Genomic DNA, 19,720 nt, shown 5'->3' with positions numbered 1-19,720 from the left:
TCATGCGCGCCGCCCTGCTCCGCTTTTTCGGCATCTGGCTATGCCTTGCGGCGATGTTCGCCGCCCATCCCGCCCGGGCGGCAGACGGCTTTGTCGCGGTGCCGCCGCTCACCCAGCGCGTGACCGACCTGACCGGCACGCTGGCCCCGCAACAGCGCGCCGCGCTGGAAAACGTGCTGGCCGAGTACGAGCAACAGCGCGGCAGCCAGATCTTCGTGCTGATGGTGCCGACGACCGAGCCCGAGACCATCGACCAGTACAGCATCCGCGTGGCGGACGCGTGGAAGGCGGGGCGCCAGAGCATCGACGACGGGGTGATCCTGCTGATCGCCAAAGACAACCCGCCCGGCTTGCGCAAGATGCGCATCGAGACCGGGCGCGGCGTGCAGGGGTCGCTGACCGACGCGGTGTCCTCGCGCATCCTGCGCGACGTGATGGCCCCGCACTTCCGCCAGAACGACTTCTACGGCGGCCTCGCGGCAGGCATCTCGGCCATCCAGGCCGCCATCGACAAGGAGGCGCTGCCTGGGCCCGAGCGGAAAGCCGGCAATGCAGCGACCTCTGCCCTCAACGACTGGCTGCCCGTGCTGTTCCCGCTCGCCATCGTCGTATTTTTCTTTCTTTCAGCGATCCTGCGGCGCGGACGCGGCCCGCAGATCGTGACCGGCCGGCGCGGCTGGCCGACCACCACGGCTGGTGGATTGGGCGGGCTGGGCGGGTATGAGGTCGGGCGCCGCTGGGGTGGAGGTGGTGGCGGCTTCGGCGGCGGCGGTGGTGGCGGCGGATTCAGCGGCGGAGGCGGCGGCGGCTTCGACGGCGGCGGCGCCTCGGGTAACTGGTAATCGGGAGGCTGGCTGATGAAAGCAATCAGGGAGAAGTCTCTCAAGCGGGCGCTACGGCACCTCGGCTCGACATCATCGGCGGCGCGCAAGGCGTTCCCCGCCGAGGCCCAGCACCAGTTGCAGGTGGCCGTGCACGCCGGCGAACAGCATCATCGCGGGGAAGTCCGCGTGGTCATCGAGGCCAGCATGCCGTGGGAACTGGCCTGGCGCGGCACCACGCCACGCGAACGCGCCCGGGCGCTGTTCGGCGCACTGGAGGTGTGGAACACCGAGGACCACACGGGCGTGCTGCTCTATATCAATCTGGCTGACCACGCGGTGGAAATCCTCGCGGACCGGGGGATTGACGCGTGCGTTAGCGCGCGGGTGTGGGAGAAGGTTTGCGCCGGGCTGACGGTGGGGCTACGGGAGTCGCTGTCGGTACGGCCAGTGCTGGATGCGGTGGGGGAGATCCATGCGCTGCTGATGGAGCATTTTCCTTCGGGGGATGGGTTTAATCGGAATGAGTTGGACGATCGGCCGATGGTGCTCTGAGGTTTGGGGTGTTGGCTTTTGGGCTCAAAACCCAACACCGCCCCTCAAACCTTCCCTCCCCGCTTCTCCATCAAATACCACCCCGCCGCCACAACCTGCAGCCCCACCAACCCACCCCAAACCACCCAATGCGCCACAACCGGATAACGCCCCCCGGATGACGGCCAGAAATCGAGCACAAACCCAATCCCCACCTGAAACACAAAGGTCGCGAGGAAAACAGTCAACGTCATGGCTGTCGTCGCCCGCCCGATCAGCGCGTCGGGGAAGCGCCGCGCCAGCAGTGCGTAGGTCAGGATCCCGCTGGAGCCGAACACCCCGTAGGCCGCCCACAGCACGGCGAGCGGCACGAACGGCAGCCGCGCCATCAGCAGTAGCTGCACGACGATGAAGCCGATCATCCCGAAGCCGGCGAACGCGTAGAGGCTCACCCCGCGCCGCTCCAGGTGCCGGGCGGCCCAGCCCGCGCCGACGCAGCCGGCCATCATGGCGAAGCCGATCACCGACACCAGCCGCGCGCCCTCGGACGGCGCCAGCCCCTGCACATCGCGCATGAACGCGCTGACCCAGAGCGTCTGCACGGCCAGGAAGATGCCCTGGTTCAGCAGCGTCAGCGGCACCACCCGCCAGAACTTCTCGCTGACCAGGATCAGCCGCGTGCCGCGCAGTTGCTCGGCGAAGGTTTCCTTGCCCGGGCGCCGGGCGTCCGGCACGCCGAACCAGAGCAGCACGGCCATGGCGAACGACAGCGCCGCCAGCCCGACGCTAATGGTGCGCCAGTCCGTCCAGGCCAGCAGCCAGGACAGCGGGCTGCCGACCACCACCGCGCCCAGCCCGCCGATCGCCATCACCAGCCCGTTCAGCAACGGCATGCGTGACAGCGGGAACCACATCGACAGCGCCTGGATGGCCGCGCCGAGGCAGACCGACACCCCCACGCCGATCATCGCCCGCCCGGCGGCCAGGCCGGCCATGCCCGGGGCGAAGGCGAACACCAGCGACCCGGCGACGGCCAGCAGCAGCAAGGCGGCCTCGGTACGGCGCGGGCCGTAGCGGTCGAGCAGGATGCCGGCCGGCAGTTGCGCGCAGGCAAAGCCGAGGAAATAGAAACTGGTGAGCAGCCCCAGATCGGCCGCCGACAGGCCTAGCTCGCGCGTCAGGAACGGCGCGAAGCCGAGATTCACGCCCCGGAAGATATATGAGACCAGAAACCCAAGCGAAAACACCGCGAGCACGCGCCAGCGGGGGTTGGCGGCCTGGTTCGGTTGGGAAGCGAGGGAATCGGAGGGGGTTGTCGGGGAGGCGCCTGGCATGATCTTCACCATCGTGGTGCAAAACCTGCGAAAGATACCACGCGGCGGCAATGCGGGTTGACCCGTGTCAGCCTTGCAGAACATTGGCGATGTCTGTTTCCGAGTTGTAACAGAGCACGGTCCACCATCGCAAAAAGCGGTGATAACGCCGCATCAAATTCGAAACGCGAAAGGGGCGTTTCGTGGCCTAGTTTCAATATTGGAACGTTTCTGCCTCACGACCCGATTTGCCGATTTTCGGCTCTCGCCTCCACCACCAGGATGAGACCGCGTGCCGTACGCAATCCTTCTCCTCTCGGCCTCGTCCAAACGACCGACCGGCACATCGGCTTCACAGCATGCCCATAAGGGGTCCCAACGCATCCCCGCCGATCTCGACCTACCGCGTTTCAGGTAAGCACAGCCCCGGCGCACCCGAGCCGGAAGGATGAGGGTCCTGCGAAATGGCGTAATCGGCGCTTCATGATTGCAACCATTTTGACCGCTTTGCCCCCTGCTCCCATTGAGTGGGGTGTAAGGCAGGCCATGGATCGTATTCACCATTTATCGACGCCTGTATGCATCGAATACTGCCCATTCGCCGGAAAAACCCGTAGCGGCGTATCAAACCCGACACGTAACCATCCAGAAACATTTAGTTACATCGTTTCGCGAATGACGCAGTGGCCAAACCCCACTCCTATACAAATCAACGACTTACGCGTCGTGGCACGTTCGTCGCTGAAGCTGTCACAACCACGGAACGCCGGGTCACCCGCAAAGACAGGTGCCAGGACGATTCGAGATAACAAGTGGGACGGGGAAAGGCGGTGACAACAGCGTCAGCGCCCGGGGAGGAAAAGCGATCGGCCAGCTGCATGGCCGGTCCGGCAGAACGGTCAGGCGGTAAGTCGGCAGCGCCGCCGCCGCGACGTGAAGCAGTTTTGCAGCACTGTCAGGCGCGGACGGGTTCCTGGAGAAGCATCGGACCGGTCCGCGGCACCCAACCAGGATGCATGCGCAGGGAGTCGCCATGCATCGGGTGACTGGCGCCGGACCGGTTTTGCCGGGGCGACGCGAGCCTGAGCCAGGTGGAATCGGAAAGATGCCACGTCAGTGTCGGCTTTTCGGTTTGGCCTCGGTCGGAAGTTCGGCCGAAACCTTGTGCCCGATCTCCAGCGGGCGCTTTTTTCCCATCCACCGTGAAGTGAAGGAGAAAGACATGACCACCATGTTCGATGGCATCAAGCGTTTTGCCCAGGAAGAAGACGGCGCTGCCGGCATCGAGTACGCCCTGCTGCTGGCCTTCGTGGCCCTCTGCATGGTCGCGGCCGGTCCGACGGTCAAGTCGTCCGTGACCACGATCTGGACCGACATCAAGAACGCGCTCTCCGCTGCCTGAGCCGCCACGGCCCGGCGCGTGACGCTGCGCACCGGGCCGCCGCTGGCCCAACCCCTTGCAAGAGGCTGCCATGCATCCGTCCTTCACCCCGCTTGCCGAACGCCTCGCCAGCCAGATTGGCGCGTTCGATGCCCTCACCACCGGCTGCGTCCTCGCGCTGGTGAGCGTAGCGGTGGTCACCGACCTGCGCAGCCACCGGATTCCCAACTGGCTGAACCTGGCCGGCGCCGCCGCGGCATTGCTGCTGCAGACCGCGCTGCTGGGCGCCAGTGCGGGCGCCTGGCACTGGTTCACTGGCCTCGCGGCCGGCCTGGTGCCGTTCCTTCTGCTCTACCTGCTCGGCGCCGTGGGCGCCGGCGACGCCAAGCTGATGGCCGCCATCGGCGCGTGCGTGGGTCCTGCCGCGATGCCGATGATCCTGCTCGGCACCCTGCTCGCCGGTGGCGTGCTGGCCATCACCGTGATGATCGCCCGCCGGCACGCCCGCCGCACGCTGCAGGCGATGTTTTCCACGCTGCTGTGGATGCCCTACACGGTGGCGCCCGCCGCCACGGCACGGACCCAGACGACTGCGCGCCTGCCCTACGCGGTAGCGATTGCGGCAGGCGTGTTGCTGGTGATGACCGGCGTGCTCTGACACGCCCGGCACAAGAGAAGGAACAGCCCGGCCAGACCGGGCAGGAACGGGAGAAGCACCATGACCACGAAGATCCGCAACAACGCCAGCGCCGACAGCGCCACCCGCCAACGCCGCTGCCCGTCGCGCCTGTTCGACCGCGCCCCGCTGGCGCAACCGCCCGCCCAGGCGGCGCGCACCCTGCGCCAGCACATCGGCTGGGTCTTCCACCACTAGACCACCCTCAGCAGTACCACGCAGGTCTGCCATGGCGTCCCGCCCCCCGGGACCGCCAGGGGAGCCGGCGCGCCTTGAAACCGGGAGGACCCTGAAATGAGAAACGTACGCACCCTGCTGATGTTGCTGGTGGCCGCCCTCGCCGGGCTGGCTGCGGTGGTCATGGCCTCGCGCTGGATGATGCAGCAGAGCGCCGACACCACGGTCAAGGTGGCCGTGGCCACCACCGACATCAACCTCGGCCAGCGTCTGGCGCCCGAGTTCGTCAAGCTGGTCGACTGGCCGCGCGAAAGCCTGCCGGCCGGCGTGCTCTCGGACCTCAAAGCCATCGACGGGCGCGTCACCAAGGCCAGCGTGATGCGCGGCGAGCCGATCCTGGAAGCCAAGCTCACGCCGATGGGCACCAAGGGCGGCCTCTCGGCCGTGATCGCCGAAGGCAAGCGCGCCATCACGGTGCGGGTCAACGACGTGGTGGGCGTGGCGGGCTTCGCGCTGCCGGGCAGCTTCGTCGACATCATCGTCAACACGCAGAAGGACGCCGCCAAGGGCGATGCCGGGCCGCAGGCCGAGCAGTCGATCTCGAAGATCGTGCTCGAGAAGATCCTGGTGCTGGCGGTGGCGCAGGAGGTGAACCGCGACGAGACCAAGCCCAAGGTGGTGAACGCCGTGACGCTGGAAGTCTCCCCGCAGGAAGCCGAGAAGCTGGACCTGGCGCGCAGCGTGGGCTCGCTCTCGCTGGTGCTGCGCAACCAGGTGGAAGCACGGCCGGTGGACACCGCCGGCGCCACCAAGCGCAGCCTGCTCAACGAGCCGGTGGTGCAGGCCGCCGCGCCCGTGGCGCCGGTGGTCAAGGCAGTGCAGGTGATCCAGCGCATCGCCGCCCAAAAACTCCAGACCAACTGCGTCGGCGTCATCAGCGGCATGAAACAGGACATGGAGTGCTTCTGAGCCCGCACGCGGCGCCAGGACACACCCACCGGGGAAACCGATCATGAAAGCCAATCATCACCGCGCGTTGCGCACCACGGCCCTCTCCACGCTGGCCATCACCAGCGTCTGGCTGGCCAGCGCCCAGGTGCAGGCGGCCGACGATGTGCAGGCCAGTCAGCCCACGCGCATCGCCGCCACGGGGCCGATCCAGCTGACCATCGGCGCGGCCGCCGCCGCCCCGCCCGCCGCGGACAACAACACCAGCCGCGGCCCAAGCTGCGTGGGCGCGGCGGCCGAGGCCGAACAGGTCACGGTGCCGGTGGGCAAGTCCCGCATGCTGCAACTGCCCGAGCCGGTGCGCACACGCACCCTGGRCAATCCGAGCGTGGTGCAGGCCATGCTGGTCTCCCCGCAGACGCTCTACCTGCTGGGGCTCGATGTCGGCACCACCAACATGATCGTGCAGGGCCGCACTGGCCGCTGCACCATCATCGATGTCACGGTCGGCGCCGACCCCGGCGGCCTGCAGGCCTCGCTGCACTCGCTGATGCCCGAGGCACGCGGCGTGCGGGTCTCCTCCGCCGCCGACAGCCTCGTGCTCAGCGGCAACGTGCCGGACTCGACCACCGCGCAGAAGGTGATGGACATCGCCAACGCCTTCGTGATGCGCCAGACCCGCAGCCCGCTGCAGGCGCCCCAGCAGCCGCTGGGCACGCCGGCCAACGTGGGCGCGCCCGGCATGCCGATGAACATGGGCGGCGCGATGATGCCCGTCTCGGCCAACGCCAACCAGGGCAACGGCATGCCCATGCGCAGCGCGCGCATCATCAACATGATGACCGTGGACGCGCCGCAGCAGGTGATGCTCGAGGTGAAAGTGGCCGAAGTCAGCAAGACGCTGATCGACCAGCTCGGCGCGGCGGCCAACCTCAACGGCGCCTTCGGCAGCTGGAGCTTCGGCCTGCTGGCCAACTTCCTCTCGGGCGGCGCCGGCGTGCTCACCGGCATGAAGAGCAACAACCTGCCGCTGGCGTTCCAGATCGATGCGCAGAAGGGCGACAGCCTGGTCAAGGTGCTGGCCGAGCCGAACCTGATGGCCATCAGCGGGCAGGAGGCGAGCTTCCTGGCGGGCGGCAAGGTGTTCATCCCGGTGCCGCAGTCGTCCTTCGGCGGGGTGGCCACCATCGTGCTGCAGGAGGAAACCTTCGGCGTGGGCTTGAAGTTCACGCCCACGGTGCTGGCCAACGGCCGCATCAACCTGAAGGTGGCGCCGGAGGTGTCGGAACTCTCGCCGACCGGCGTGGCGCTCACCGCGCCCAACCTGTCCGGCTCGACCATCCTGCCGCTGATCACCACGCGGCGCGCCTCCACCACGCTGCAGGTGATGGACGGTCAGAGCTTCGCCATCGGCGGCCTGATCAAGAGCAACGTCACGGGCAGCCTGAAGGCCCTGCCGGGCGCGGGCGAGCTGCCGATCCTGGGCAACCTGTTCCGCAGCACGAACTTCCAGCAGGACCGCAGCGAGCTGCTGTTCATCGTCACGCCGCGCCTGGTGAAGCCGCTGCCGGCCAACTACCCGATGCCGACCGATTCCTTCGGCCCTGCCACGCCGGGCGAAGTCTTCATCAACGGCAATATGGAAGGCCACCCGCGCCGCGCGCCGGACAACCTCGCGCCGGTCGGCGCCCCGATGCCGCAGGCTGCACCGGCCACACCGGCTGCGGCGCCCATCGCCCCGGCCACCCCCCTCGCCCCGGTCCGGCCCACCACCTCCATCGTGCCCGCCCCGGCCGACCCGACGCAGCCCGCGAGCGGCGGGTTCGTGCCGACCGCCGCACTGGCACCCTCGCCGCCCGCCACGACCAGCGCCATCACCGCTGCCACGGTCGTCGGCAGCGCCCTTCAATGATCCGCGCCACGCATGCACCCAGACAGGGGACCATCATGATCCAACCCTCCCGCCTCGCCCGAACCGCGCTGGCCATGGCCGCCGCCCTCGCCTGCGCCGGCTGCATGAGCACCTCGCCCGTCTGGGACGCCCAGTTCGGCGATGCCGTGCGCACCGTGCGGATGATGCAGACGCTCAACCCAAATGCCTCGGCCAACACGGACCCGGTGACCGGCGTCGATGCCCGCGCGGCCACGGCGGCGATGGACCGCTACGGCCAGTCGTACCGCAACCCGCAGCCGGACGGCAACGCCTACGTGGTGGGCGTAGGCACGGCCTCGTCCGCGCCCTGAACCCGGCAACGCAGAACGGAGAATCGAGATGGCAAAGCTCATACTGGTCGCGGCCGACGACACGCGCGCACGCCAGCTGCTGGCCCTGGCGCAACAGGCCGATACGCGCCGCCAGCCCCAGCTGGTCTGCGTGGAACCCGGCAAGGCGCTGGCCATGGCCGGCCTGATCCACACATCCGACTTCCTCGTCCTGCAGGCCGATGAATTCGACACCGAGGTGCTGGACCGCCTGCGCCAGCGCTTTCCCGATGGCGACGTGCCGTGCATCCTGGTCACGCCGCAGCCCACCGCCGAGCTGCTGATGCGCGCCATGCGCATGGGCGTGCGCAGCGTGCTGCGCTGGCCGCTCGACCCGCGCGAGTTCAATGACGAGCTGGCGCGGCTGGACACCCGCGCACAAGTCGGCGAGACGCTGGCCCGCACCATCGCCTTCACGTCCTGCAAGGGCGGCAGCGGCACGACCTTCGCTGCCGCCAACTTCGCCGCCGCAGTGGCCGCGCTCCGCAACAAGCGCGTGCTGCTGGTAGACCTCGTGCAGCAGTTCGGCGATGCCGCCTTCGTGGTCACGGACAAGGCGCCGCCGGCCACCCTCCCGGACATCTGCCAGCAGATCGACCGCCTGGACCTGGCCCTGCTCGATGCCTGCACGCTGCACGCCCATCCCATGCTCGATGTACTGGCCGGCGCCGGCGACCCGGTCAAGGCCGGCGACATCAAGGCGGCCCACCTGGAGCGCATCCTGGACCTCGCCCGGCCGGTGTACGACGTCGTGGTGTTCGATGTCGGCCAGGAGATCAATCCCTCGTCGATCATGGTGCTCGACCACAGCGAGACCATCGTGCCCGTGGTGCAGCTCGCGCTGCCCTACCTGCGCGCCGGGCGCCACATGACGGAGATCTTCCATTCGCTCGGCTATGCCACGGAGCGGCTGCAACTGCTGGTCAACCAGTTCGACAAGCACGCCCCGATCGCCCAGCGCACGCTGGAAGACACCCTGGGGATGCGGGTGGCGCACACCCTGCCCGCCGATGCCCGCACCGCGCGCGAGGCTGCCAACCAGGGCGTTCCGGTGCTGCAGCTGGCACCGCGCAGCACGATGGCGCGCGCGCTGACCCATATGGTCGATGCCGTCTTCCCGGACGCCACGCGCCGGGAGGCTGGCCTGCTGTCCCGCTGGCTCGGCCAGCGCGCGGCCCAGACTGATTCAGGCAGCCACCCCGCCCCGGTGCTGCCGGCAGGCAAGCACGCCTAACCCCAGCGGAGAACCGACATGTCCCTGCGCGCACAACTGTTCGAGAAGGCCGGCGAATCCGTCACGGAGCGCGTGGCGGACCGCGTGGCGGCCGGCGGCGGCACCCAGACCGCGAGCGCGGCCTACCAGCAACTGAAGATGGACATCCACGCCGCCATCATCGAGCGCGTGGAACTGGAGAAGCTCCAGCGCCTGACGCCCGAGCAGATCAAGCGCGAGCTGGCCGCGCAGGTCGAGCATCTGATCGACGAGCGGAACATCCCCATCAACGAGTCCGAACGCCGGCGGCTGGTGACCGATGTGCGCGACGAGATGCTCGGCTATGGCCCGCTGGAGCCGCTGCTGGCCGATCCCACCATCTCCGACATCCTGGTCAACACGGCCAGCAAGGTCTATGTGGAGCGGCGCGGCAAGCTGGAGCTGACCGACGTGACCTTCCAGGACGATGCCCACCTGATGAAGGTGATCGACAAGATGGTCTCGCGCGTGGGGCGGCGCATCGACGAATCGAGCCCGATGGTGGATGCGCGCTTGCCGGACGGCTCGCGGATCAACGCCATCATTCCGCCCTCCGCCGTGGATGGCCCGCTGCTCTCCATCCGCCGCTTCTCCGTGAACCCGCTGCAGGTGAAGGACCTGGTGGAGCTGCAGACGCTCACGCCGCCGATGGCGCAGCTGATCGAGGCCATGGTCAAGGCCAAGCTCAACATCCTGATCTCGGGCGGCACGGGCAGCGGCAAGACCACCATGCTGAACATCCTGTCGGGCTTCATCCCCGCTACGGAGCGCATGGTGACGATCGAGGACGCGGCGGAGCTGCAACTGCGGCAGGACCATGTGCTGCGGCTGGAAACGCGCCCACCCAACATCGAGGGCCGGGGCGAGATCACGCAGCGCTCGCTGGTGCGCAACGCGCTGCGCATGCGCCCGGACCGCATCATCCTGGGCGAAGTGCGCGGTGCCGAGGCGCTGGACATGCTCCACGCCATGAACACCGGCCATGAGGGCTCCCTGGCCACCATCCACGCCAACAGCCCCCGAGACGCCCTGACGCGGCTGGAGAACATGGTCAGCATGGCGGGCCTGGCGCTGCCGCCGCGCACCATGCGCCAGCAGATCACCTCGGCCATTACGGTGATCCTCCAGGTGTCCCGGCTGACGGATGGGCGGCGCCGGCTGCTGAGCATCCAGGAAGTCACCGGCATGGAGAGCGACGTGGTGAACATGCAGGAGATCTTCACCTTCCGCCGCACCGGCGTGGATGCGGAGGGCCGGGTCAAGGGCCACTTCTGCGCCACCGGCGTGCGGCCACACTTCTCCGACCGCCTGCAGGCCTTCGGCCTGACCGTGCCCGACCGGCTGTACGAGCCCTCCGTGCGCTACGACGTTTGACGCCTGAGAACCCCCGGGGACCGCCATGGACCAGAACCTCATCGGCTTCGCGCTTTGCCTGTTCGTCGCCATCGTGACAGCGATCACGGTGGGCTACCAGTGGTGGATGCGCCGCCACAGCGCGGCCGCCCGGCGCTATGGCCGGCGCCTGCGCGCGGTCACCGAGACGCCGTGGCAGGAGGACGCGGAGGCGTCGATCATGAAGGCGCACGCGCTGGCGCGCTCGCCCCTGCTCACCGCCCTGCTGAACCGGCTGCCGCACAGCCATGCGCTGGAGCGCTGGCTGATGCAATCGGGGCTGCGCTGGAAGGTATCCACGCTGCTGGCGATGACGTGCATCCCGCCCGTGGCGCTGGCGGTGGTGGCCCGGGCGATCGAGCTGCCCGAGATGCCGGTGGCCGTGGTGGCGTGTTGCTGGCTGGCGGTGCCCGCGTGGTACGTCAACCGCAGCCGCACGCGCCGGCTGCAGCGCATCGAGACCCAGCTGCCCGAGGCGGCCGACCTGATCAGCCGCGCGCTACGGGCCGGGCACTCGTTCTCGAGCGCGCTCGACATGGCCGGCGACGAGTTGCCTGATCCGCTCGGCGCGGAGTTCCGCACCACCTTCGACGAAATCAACTACGGGGCGTCGATGCACGACGCGCTGGGCGCGCTGGCCGAGCGTGCGCCACTGCCCGACCTGCGCTACCTGGTCATCGCCGTGCTGATCCAGCGCGAGTCGGGGGGCAACCTCGCCGAGATCCTGGGCAACGTCAGCCACATCATCCGCGAGCGCATGAAGCTGATGGGCCAGGTGCGCGTGCTGTCTGCCGAGGGGCGACTGTCCGGGATCATCCTGTCGCTGCTGCCGTTCGCGGTGGCCGGGGCGATGTACCTGGTCAATCCCGAGTTCCTCGATCCGCTGGTCGAGGACCCGGTGGGGCCGTGGATCGTGGGCTACGCGCTGGCGCTGATGGCGCTCGGGCTGATGTGGATGCGGCGCATCGTGCGGATTCATATCTGAGGCGCCAAGCCGTACAAAGCAGGACCAACGCGGGACGAAGGGGAGCTGACATGAAATTCGAGCAAATCGCCATCCTGGTGCTGACCTTCGTGCTGGCCTTCGGGGCTGCGCTGGCCGCGATGCTGCTGTTCCAGCCGCGTGCCGTGCGCCGCCGCATCTCCCAGGCCACGCAATCCACGCGCGCGGAGGGCGGCACGCCCGTGGTGCTGCAGGAGGAGTGGCTGCAACGCATGGCCCGGGTCTCCCGGCCGCTCGCCCGGCTGGCCCTGCCGAGCGAGGGCTGGAACAACTCGGCGCTGCGCACGCGCTTCATGAACGCCGGCTGGCGCAATCCGGCCGCCATCCCGGTCTACTTCGCCGCCAAGACCGCGCTGGCGCTGCTCTTCCCCGCCGCGCTGTTCCTGGCCACTGGCGGCGTGCTGAGCGAAGACAACCCCCGCCTGCTGCCGGTGGCGCTGCTCGCGGTGGCCATCGCCGGCTTCTACCTGCCGGACCTGGCCCTGCGCCACTGCGTGCGCACCCGCCGGCGGCAGATCTTCGAGGCCTTTCCGGACGCGCTCGACCTGATCACGGTCTGCGTGGAGGCGGGGCTCGCCATGGACGCCGCACTGCTCAAGGTGGTGGAGGAACTGCGCGCGGAGCGCAGCGCGCTGGGCGAGGAGCTGGAACTGCTGGTGCTGGAACTGCGCGCCGGGCTCTCGCGCGAGAAGGCACTGCGCAACCTGGCGCTGCGCACCGCCGTGGAAGACGTGGACATGCTGGTCAGCATGCTGATCCAGGCGGACCGCTTCGGCACCAGCATTGCCRAATCGCTGCGCGTGCAGGCCGATACGCTGCGCACCAAGCGCCGCCAGCGCGCCGAGGAGACCGCCGCCAAGATCGCCGTGAAGCTGCTGTTCCCGCTGATCTTCTTCATCTTCCCGTCGCTGATGGTGGTGCTGCTGGGCTCGCCCGCCCTGCAGTTCTACCGCTCGCTGATGCCCTTCATGATGGGCCAGTCCGGCTGAACCGGCCGGCGAGCCCACACTCCACCGGGAGACACACCATGCTCCGCAACCGGTCCATCCCCCGCCAGCGCGGCGCCAGCGCCGTGGAGTTCGCGCTGGTGGCGCCGCTGTTCTTCCTCCTGCTGTTCTCCGTCGTCGACTTCAGCGCCATGATGTGGGCCACCGTGACCATGCAGCATGCCGTGCGCGAGGGCGCGCGCTACGCCGTGACCGGCCAGAACGCGCTCGACCCCAACGCCAGCGCGCCGCAGCGCTACCGCGCGGTGCTCGAGAAAATCCACGACAGCTCCCACGGCATCTTCGACCGGTCCGGCGCACAGGTGACGACGTGGGTCAACGGCACCTCGCAGCCCAACGGCGCGGGGATGTTCGGCAGCGCGGGGGACATCGTAGTGATCCAGGTGACCTGCAACTGGCCGCTGATCACCCCGATCGTGGCCGCGTTCTACCAGTCCAACGGCGGCAAGTACCGCTTCAGCGTGGCCGCCACCATGCGCAACGAGGCCTTCTGATGACCCGCGCCCACTCCCCCCTCCGCCCGAATTCCCGCCCGAGTTCCCGCCGGACGGCACGCACGGCGCCGCGCGGCATCGCCACCATCGAGTTCGCCATCCTGCTGCCGATCTTCATCTTCCTGACGCTGCCGGTGATCGACTTCGGCCGGGCCATCCAGGCCAATCTGATCCTCGTCAACCTGACCCGCGAAGGCGCCAGCCTGGCCTCGCGCAGCCCGCAACTGCCGCAGGTCATCATGGACTCGCTGGCCCAGACCACGCCGCCGCTCAACATGGGCCAGCGCGGCATGATCTACATCACCAAGCTCATGGGCAATGCCGAGAACTGCAACAAAAGCGGCACAAATTGCACAGTCCGCAACATCGTGCTGGAGCAAACCCGCTGGACCGATGGCTGGAGCCTCGGCGGCAGCGCGCCACCCAGCAAGGTCTACGGCTGCGGCAGCTACGGCAGCAGCGACGGCGCCTGCAAGAACCTGCCCTCGCCCGGCACGGGATCCCCCACGGCCAATGCCATGACCGGCAAGCTCACCGATGGCCAGGTGGTCTACGTGGTGGAGTCCTGGTACAGCTTCAACATGCTTTTCCAGGGCCTGACGATGGGCACGCTCAAGATGCCCACGATTGGTCCGAACCTCTATTCGTCCACGACGTTCTGAGCCACGGCAGGGAGGCGCCATGACCCACAGACCGCAACGCATGCACCAGAAGTTCCAGCGCGGTCAGATCACGATCATCGCCGGCGCGCTGATGATCGGGCTGCTCGGCACGGCCGGGCTCGCCATCGACACCGGCATGGCCTACATGACGCGCGCGCGCCTCAATGCCGCCGTCGACGCCGCCGCGGTGGCCGCCGCGCGCGCCGTGACCAACGGCACCACGCAGGCGGAGCAGACCGCCGCCGCGCGCCAGGCCGCCACGGACTTCTTCAACGCCAACTTCCCCAACGGCTACCTGCACGGCACGCCCTCGCTGGACACGCCCAGCGTGACGTTCGAGCAGGGCAAGGTGACGATCGGCGTCTCGGCCTCCGCCACCATGCCGCTGACGCTGCTGAAGGTGCTGGGCTTCCATGACGTGGCGGTGGCCGCCTCGTCCACATCGATCCGCAAGGACCTGGACATGGTGTTCGTGATCGATTCTTCCGGGTCGATGAAGGACGTCTGGAGCACCGTGCGCACCAACGCCAACAGCTTCCTGAACCAGTTCAGCCCGTCCACGGACCGGGTGGGCCTGGTGCACTTCTCGTCCGGCGCGGAAGTGGACGTCGCCATCCGCACGTCGCAGCGTGGCTTCGACCGCCCCGCCATGCAGACCAAGATCACCAAGCTCAACTACGGCGGCAACACCAACTATGCCGAGGGACTCTGGCAGGCGCGCGCCCAGCTCAACAGCATTGCCCAGTTGAACCGCTCCAGCCTGCGCGTGGTGGTGTTCTTCTCCGATGGCAACCCCAACACGCTGGCGGCGGCGTACAAGACCGCCGGCGGCAGCACCTGTACCGGCGGCATCACGGCCACCGGCAATGACGTGACCGGCTACTACAAGATCGACGTCCAGGACGACACGCTCAGCGGGAGTTGCAATGCCGACACCCTCCGGGGCAACGAACTGCCCAAGAACATGCCCCAGTACTACAACGCCCACAACGCCACGGATACGGAGTTCCTGATCGTCGGCAGCCAGCCCAACACGGTGACGTCGGCATCGAACAACAAGAACATCGCCTACACCAATGTCTACAACGCCGCCACCAACGTGCCGATGGCGATGGCCTCGTCGCTGCGCGCGCAGGGTGTCTACGTGTTCACGCTGGGCTTGGGCAGCAACGGCGATCTCGACCAGAACCTGCTGAAGAACATCGCCAACACCAGCGACGCCACGCGCTACAACACGAACCAGCCCACCGGCATCTACTGCTTTGCCGCCACCGTCAACGATCTGCGGCCATGCTTCGCCAAGCTGGCCTCGGAAATCCTGCGCATCTCCAAGTAGCGCCGGAGCCCGGTTTGCCGAGCGGGGGCCCGCGCCCCCGGGGGATTGCCTCCGGGGGATGCGCGCGCGGCCCGGATCGTGGGAGAATCAAGGCGCCCGCGGCCCGCGCCGCCCGTCCCCGGGAGCCCCCATGAAGTTGCGCATCCTCAGCGACATCCACCTGGAGCACAACCAGACCGACGCGATCCCCGCGTGCGCGGCGGACCTCGTGATCCTGGCCGGCGACATCGCCAACGGCCGCGACGGCATCGACTGGGCCGCCCGCACCTTCGACGTGCCCGTGGTCTACGTGCCTGGCAACCATGAGTACTACGAGAACAACTTCGACACCGTGGACCGCCTGATGGCCGAAGCGGCGGAGGCGGCGCCCAACGTGGCGCTGCTCAACGGCGCCGTGGCCGAGTACGCCGATGGCGACGGCCGCCCGGTGCGCGTGATCGGCACCACCTGGTGGACCGACTACTGCCTCTACGGCACCGACCGCATCGACGACGCCATGCAGGCCTGCGCCCGCGTGGTGGTGGACCACCGGCTGATCGAAACCACCGACGAGGCCGGCCAGCATCGCCCCTACACCCCCGCCGACGCCCTGGCCCGCCACCGCGCCGCCACCGCCTGGCTGACGGACACCCTGGCCGAACCCTTCGACGGCAAGACCGTGGTCGTCACCCACCACGGCCCCGACCTCGGCAGCCTGGACCCCCGCTACGCCCACGACATCGTCTCCGCCGGCTTCCTCTCCCGCCGCCCCGACCTCGTAGCCCAAGCCGACCTCTGGATCCACGGCCACACCCACACCAGCTTCGACTACTGGATCGACCAGTCCCGCGTAGTCTGCAACCCGCGCGGGTATATATCGAGACGAACAGGCAACCCGGAGAACCCGGTGTTTGATTGGGGGCGGGTGGTGGAGATCTAGACCCCCGCCCCCTCCGCCCCCTCCGCCCCCAAAACAAAAACCCCCGCGCGCTTTCGCCCGCGGGGGTTTTTTCAGACGTTGACGAAGCCCGGAGGCCTCGTCTGGTCCGGCGTGATTTACATCATGCCGTCCATGCCGCCCATGCCGCCCATGCCGCCCGGCATGGCCGGAGCCGACTCTTCCTTCGGCGATTCAGCCACGGCGCAGTCCGTGGTCAGCATCAGCGAAGCAACCGAAGCGGCGTTTTGCAGCGCGGTGCGGGTCACCTTGGTCGGGTCCAGCACGCCCATTTGCACCAGGTCGCCGTACTCGCCCGAGGCAGCGTTGTAACCGTAGTTACCGTTGCCTTCGATCACCTTGGCCACCACGACCGAAGCCTCTTCACCAGCGTTCAGCACGATCTGGCGCAGCGGTTCTTCCATGGCGCGCAGCACGATCTTGATACCGGCGTTCTGGTCGGCGTTCTCGCCTTGCAGACCCGAGATCGCAGCGCGGGCGCGCAGCAGGGCCACACCACCGCCGGGGACGATGCCTTCTTCCACGGCAGCGCGGGTGGCGTGCAGCGCGTCTTCCACGCGTGCCTTCTTTTCCTTCATTTCGACTTCGGTGGCAGCGCCAACCTTGATCACGGCAACACCGCCGGCCAGCTTGGCCACGCGCTCTTGCAGCTTTTCACGGTCGTAGTCCGAAGTGGCTTCTTCGATCTGGGCGCGGATCTGCTTCACACGGCCTTCGATGGCCGAGCCGTCGCCGGCGCCGTCGATGATGATCGTGTTTTCCTTGCCGATCTCGATGCGCTTGGCTTGGCCCAGGTCGTTCAGGGTCGCCTTTTCCAGCGTCAGGCCGATTTCCTCGGCGATCACGGTACCGCCGGTCAGGATGGCGATGTCTTCCAGCATGGCCTTGCGGCGGTCGCCGAAGCCCGGGGCCTTCACGGCGGCGGTCTTCAGGATGCCACGGATGTTGTTCACCACCAGCGTTGCCAGGGCTTCGCCCTCGACGTCTTCGGCGATGATCAGCAGCGGACGGCCAGCCTTGGCCACTTGCTCCAGCACCGGCAGCAGGTCACGGATGTTCGACACCTTCTTGTCGAACAGCAGGACGAACGGGCTGTCCAGGGCAACAACCTGCTTTTCCGGGTTGTTGATGAAGTACGGCGACAGGTAGCCGCGGTCGAACTGCATGCCTTCCACGACTTCCAGCTCGTCGGCCAGCGACTTGCCGTCTTCCACGGTGATCACGCCTTCCTTGCCAACCTTGTCCATGGCTTCGGCAATGCGCTCGCCGATCGAGGCGTCGCTGTTGGCCGAGATCGCGCCAACCTGGGCGATTTCCTTGCTGGTGGTGGTGGGCTTGGACAGCTTCTTCAGCTCTTCCACGGCAGCGCCGACAGCCTTGTCGATGCCGCGCTTCAGGTCCATCGGGTTCATGCCGGCGGCAACGAACTTCATGCCTTCGCGGACGATCGACTGGGCCAGCACGGTAGCGGTGGTGGTACCGTCACCGGCGTTGTCGCTGGTCTTGGAAGCCACTTCCTTGACCATCTGCGCGCCCATGTTCTGGAGCTTGTCCTTCAGTTCGATTTCCTTGGCCACGGACACGCCGTCCTTGGTCACGGTCGGGCCGCCGAAGCTGCGCTCCAGCACCACGTTGCGACCCTTCGGGCCCAGGGTCACCTTCACTGCGTTGGCGAGAATGTTCACGCCTTCGACCATCTTGGCACGGGCGGCGTCGCCGAACACTACGTCTTTTGCTGCCATGTTCTGTTTCTCCTGATCTGTACGAGTGACGCGTGGATTACTTGTTGACCACGGCCATGATGTCTTCTTCGCGCATGACCAGCAGTTCCTGGCCATCCACCTTCACGCCTTGGCCGGCATACTTGCCGAACAGCACGCGGTCACCCACCTTGACGTCGAGGGCAATGTTGTTGCCCTTGTCATCCTTCTTGCCGGGGCCGATGGCGAGGACTTCGCCTTGATCGGGCTTCTCGGCAGCATTGTCGGGAATCACGATGCCGGATGCGGTCTTGGTTTCATTGTCCAGACGCTTCACGATCACACGGTCGTGCAGAGGACGCAGGTTCATACGGACTCCTAGGTACAAAAAGTGAGTTTTGATTCACAAATGGCCGTCTGAAGGCRACGGCCAACGGTTTTCGGGTACCGCAAGGGCTCTGTTAGCACTCACCCCCGGGGAGTGCTAATTATAGGGACGAGGGTTGTCGTTTTCAAGACAGGGGCTGAATACGGGGTTTCCCTACACAAGGGTTTACCCTATGGCTTATGATCCGCCGCAACCGTGGAGTCTATATCTTGGCGAATCCCATTCCGAAGTCGATACCGATGCCGAACGACCCGGACCTTGTGCCGGGCATGCCTTACCGCCACTACAAGGGCGGCGCCTACCGTGTGACCGGCCTGGGCCGCTTCGAGGCCGACCTGGCGCCCGTGGTGGTCTACGAGTCCATGCGCGACCGCTCGATCCTGTGGGTGCGCACGGCGGAAGTCTTCACCGAGCCGGTGCGGACCGACGCCGGCGAGATGCCCCGCTTCGCGCCGGACTGGCCGGCCGCGCTGGCCTGCCTGGACTTCCTGCCGCGCCAGACCGTGCTCCAGGCGCTGGCGCTCTATGAGGCGCCCTATCGCCGCTACCACGACCGCACCCATGTGCTCGAGATGTTCGAGGTGGCGCACGCCCGGGGCCTCGCGCTGAACCCGGCGCAGGCGCTGGCGGTGCTGTTCCATGACGCGGTGTACGTGCCCGGCTGCGAGCACAACGAGGCCGCCTCGGCGGCGTTGATCGAAACCATGGTGGGGGATGTGGATGCCGACGTGCTGCGCCAGGCCATGCAGATCGTGCTGGACACCCGCGCGCACACGCCGACCGCGCCCGACGCGGCCACAGTGCTCGATCTGGACCTGTACCGGCTGGCGGCCCCCGCCGAGGCGTTCGACGCCTATACGCAAGCCGTGTTCGAGGAGAACCGCGCGCTGCTGGCCCGCCGCACCGGGCTGGCCGGCGCGGCGCTGCACGCGGCCTTCATGGCACGCCGCGTGGGCTTCCTCACTACGCTGGCGCAGCGCGAGCGCCTGTTCCTGACGCCCGCCTTTGCCGATGCCGAGCAACCCGCGCGCGACAACATCGCCCGGATCGCGGCCGCCCTGCCCCGGGCTTAGTCGAGTCCGCTGCTGTCGAGGTAGCCCAGCGCCTCGCGCACCTCGCGGCGCGCCTTGAGCACATAGCCGACTCGGCGGTCACGAATCACGAGGACGAGTACGTCGGCCTGCACCATCTCGCCGAAATGATGGGCCGCGCGATGGAGGGTGAGCCCGGCAAGCTGGGCGAGCTGGTCGGCCGGCAGGCCGTCATCGCCGGCCTCGAGCAAGGCGCGGCAGATGGCCGCGCGCGCGGGCACGGCGAGCAGCGCAAACGTCAGCGCGCTTTCCTGAGTGGCCATGTCCAACCCCGTGTCGTCGTGTATGCAGTGGTTTGTAGCGCGGTAACGCGGCAAACGCAAGCCTCGACGGCATTCGTCCCGCC

The 19,720-nt window shown here is 67.7% G+C and carries 21 protein-coding genes; 17 read left to right on the top strand and 4 right to left on the bottom strand.

The window, feature by feature from the left end; all coding sequences use genetic code 11:
* Positions 1-2: 2 nt before the first annotated feature.
* Positions 3-842, top strand: coding sequence for a TPM domain-containing protein (locus AC1DP9_RS22245; RefSeq protein WP_477108521.1), 840 nt, complete (start codon positions 3-5; stop codon positions 840-842).
* Between the two features lie 15 nt (positions 843-857).
* Positions 858-1,376, top strand: a complete 519-nt coding sequence (locus AC1DP9_RS22240; protein ID WP_441591864.1) for a TPM domain-containing protein — start codon at positions 858-860, stop codon at positions 1,374-1,376.
* A gap of 44 nt (positions 1,377-1,420) precedes the next feature.
* Here AC1DP9_RS22240 and AC1DP9_RS22235 read toward each other — a convergent pair whose 3' ends face one another.
* Positions 1,421-2,689 carry an MFS transporter gene (locus AC1DP9_RS22235; RefSeq protein WP_092298460.1) on the bottom strand — a complete coding sequence of 423 codons (1,269 nt, stop codon included), beginning with the start codon at positions 2,687-2,689 and terminating at the stop codon, positions 1,421-1,423.
* A 1,201-nt stretch (positions 2,690-3,890) separates the two neighbouring features.
* On the opposite strand from AC1DP9_RS22235, the gene AC1DP9_RS22230 reads away from it, so the two are divergent.
* The 14 genes from AC1DP9_RS22230 to AC1DP9_RS22165 all read left to right on the top strand — a co-directional run bounded on the left by AC1DP9_RS22230 (position 3,891) and on the right by AC1DP9_RS22165 (position 16,177).
* The gene (locus AC1DP9_RS22230; RefSeq protein WP_477108520.1) at positions 3,891-4,070 is read left to right on the top strand and encodes a Flp family type IVb pilin; all 180 of its coding nucleotides are present in this window, start codon (positions 3,891-3,893) and stop codon (positions 4,068-4,070) included.
* A 70-nt stretch (positions 4,071-4,140) separates the two neighbouring features.
* On the top strand, positions 4,141-4,707 hold the full coding sequence (locus AC1DP9_RS22225; protein WP_477108519.1) for an A24 family peptidase: 567 nt from the start codon (positions 4,141-4,143) through the stop codon (positions 4,705-4,707).
* A 60-nt stretch (positions 4,708-4,767) separates the two neighbouring features.
* Positions 4,768-4,923: a hypothetical protein gene (locus AC1DP9_RS22220; protein ID WP_477108518.1), complete on the top strand. Its 156-nt coding sequence runs from the start codon at positions 4,768-4,770 to the stop codon at positions 4,921-4,923.
* Positions 4,924-5,019: 96 nt separating this feature from the next.
* Positions 5,020-5,871, top strand: coding sequence for a Flp pilus assembly protein CpaB (gene cpaB, locus AC1DP9_RS22215; RefSeq protein WP_477108517.1), 852 nt, complete (start codon positions 5,020-5,022; stop codon positions 5,869-5,871).
* Between the two features lie 43 nt (positions 5,872-5,914).
* Complete coding sequence (locus AC1DP9_RS22210; protein WP_477108516.1) at positions 5,915-7,762, top strand: type II and III secretion system protein family protein; 1,848 nt, start codon at positions 5,915-5,917, stop codon at positions 7,760-7,762.
* A gap of 35 nt (positions 7,763-7,797) precedes the next feature.
* The gene (locus tag AC1DP9_RS22205) at positions 7,798-8,094 is read left to right on the top strand and encodes a hypothetical protein (protein WP_477108515.1); all 297 of its coding nucleotides are present in this window, start codon (positions 7,798-7,800) and stop codon (positions 8,092-8,094) included.
* Positions 8,095-8,122: 28 nt separating this feature from the next.
* Positions 8,123-9,346: a CpaE/TadZ family protein gene (locus AC1DP9_RS22200; RefSeq protein ID WP_477108514.1), complete on the top strand. Its 1,224-nt coding sequence runs from the start codon at positions 8,123-8,125 to the stop codon at positions 9,344-9,346.
* A gap of 18 nt (positions 9,347-9,364) precedes the next feature.
* Positions 9,365-10,738 carry a CpaF family protein gene (locus tag AC1DP9_RS22195; protein ID WP_477108513.1) on the top strand — a complete coding sequence of 458 codons (1,374 nt, stop codon included), beginning with the start codon at positions 9,365-9,367 and terminating at the stop codon, positions 10,736-10,738.
* A 25-nt stretch (positions 10,739-10,763) separates the two neighbouring features.
* Positions 10,764-11,741, top strand: a complete 978-nt coding sequence (locus AC1DP9_RS22190; RefSeq protein WP_477108512.1) for a type II secretion system F family protein — start codon at positions 10,764-10,766, stop codon at positions 11,739-11,741.
* A gap of 50 nt (positions 11,742-11,791) precedes the next feature.
* Entirely contained in the window at positions 11,792-12,748 is a 957-nt protein-coding gene (locus AC1DP9_RS22185; protein ID WP_477108511.1) for a type II secretion system F family protein, read from the top strand.
* Positions 12,749-12,786: 38 nt separating this feature from the next.
* A complete protein-coding gene (locus tag AC1DP9_RS22180) occupies positions 12,787-13,260 on the top strand; it encodes a TadE/TadG family type IV pilus assembly protein (RefSeq protein ID WP_477108510.1) in 474 nt (157 codons plus the stop codon).
* Positions 13,260-13,922: a TadE family protein gene (locus AC1DP9_RS22175; RefSeq protein WP_477108509.1), complete on the top strand. Its 663-nt coding sequence runs from the start codon at positions 13,260-13,262 to the stop codon at positions 13,920-13,922. The genes AC1DP9_RS22180 and AC1DP9_RS22175 overlap by 1 nt, the downstream gene beginning before the upstream one ends.
* A 19-nt stretch (positions 13,923-13,941) precedes the next feature.
* Positions 13,942-15,258: a vWA domain-containing protein gene (locus AC1DP9_RS22170; protein WP_477108508.1), complete on the top strand. Its 1,317-nt coding sequence runs from the start codon at positions 13,942-13,944 to the stop codon at positions 15,256-15,258.
* A 130-nt stretch (positions 15,259-15,388) separates the two neighbouring features.
* The gene (locus AC1DP9_RS22165; protein ID WP_092298255.1) at positions 15,389-16,177 is read left to right on the top strand and encodes a metallophosphoesterase; all 789 of its coding nucleotides are present in this window, start codon (positions 15,389-15,391) and stop codon (positions 16,175-16,177) included.
* A gap of 116 nt (positions 16,178-16,293) precedes the next feature.
* Here AC1DP9_RS22165 and groL read toward each other — a convergent pair whose 3' ends face one another.
* Complete coding sequence (gene groL, locus AC1DP9_RS22160) at positions 16,294-17,937, bottom strand: chaperonin GroEL (protein ID WP_092298252.1); 1,644 nt, start codon at positions 17,935-17,937, stop codon at positions 16,294-16,296.
* Positions 17,938-17,974: 37 nt separating this feature from the next.
* Positions 17,975-18,265, bottom strand: coding sequence for a co-chaperone GroES (groES, locus tag AC1DP9_RS22155; RefSeq protein WP_008644494.1), 291 nt, complete (start codon positions 18,263-18,265; stop codon positions 17,975-17,977).
* A 257-nt stretch (positions 18,266-18,522) separates the two neighbouring features.
* Between groES and AC1DP9_RS22150 the strand changes: the two genes are divergently transcribed.
* Positions 18,523-19,356, top strand: a complete 834-nt coding sequence (locus AC1DP9_RS22150; protein ID WP_477108541.1) for a DUF1653 domain-containing protein — start codon at positions 18,523-18,525, stop codon at positions 19,354-19,356.
* Here the strand turns inward: AC1DP9_RS22150 and AC1DP9_RS22145 are convergent.
* Positions 19,353-19,637 carry a winged helix-turn-helix domain-containing protein gene (locus tag AC1DP9_RS22145; protein WP_477108507.1) on the bottom strand — a complete coding sequence of 95 codons (285 nt, stop codon included), beginning with the start codon at positions 19,635-19,637 and terminating at the stop codon, positions 19,353-19,355. The genes AC1DP9_RS22150 and AC1DP9_RS22145 overlap by 4 nt on opposite strands.
* Between the last annotated feature and the right edge of the window lie 83 nt (positions 19,638-19,720).

This window comes from Cupriavidus sp. 01L43, from assembly GCF_056399925.1.
Note: the sequence above shows the minus strand (reverse complement) of the source record. Positions and strands in the feature narration are given on the sequence as shown.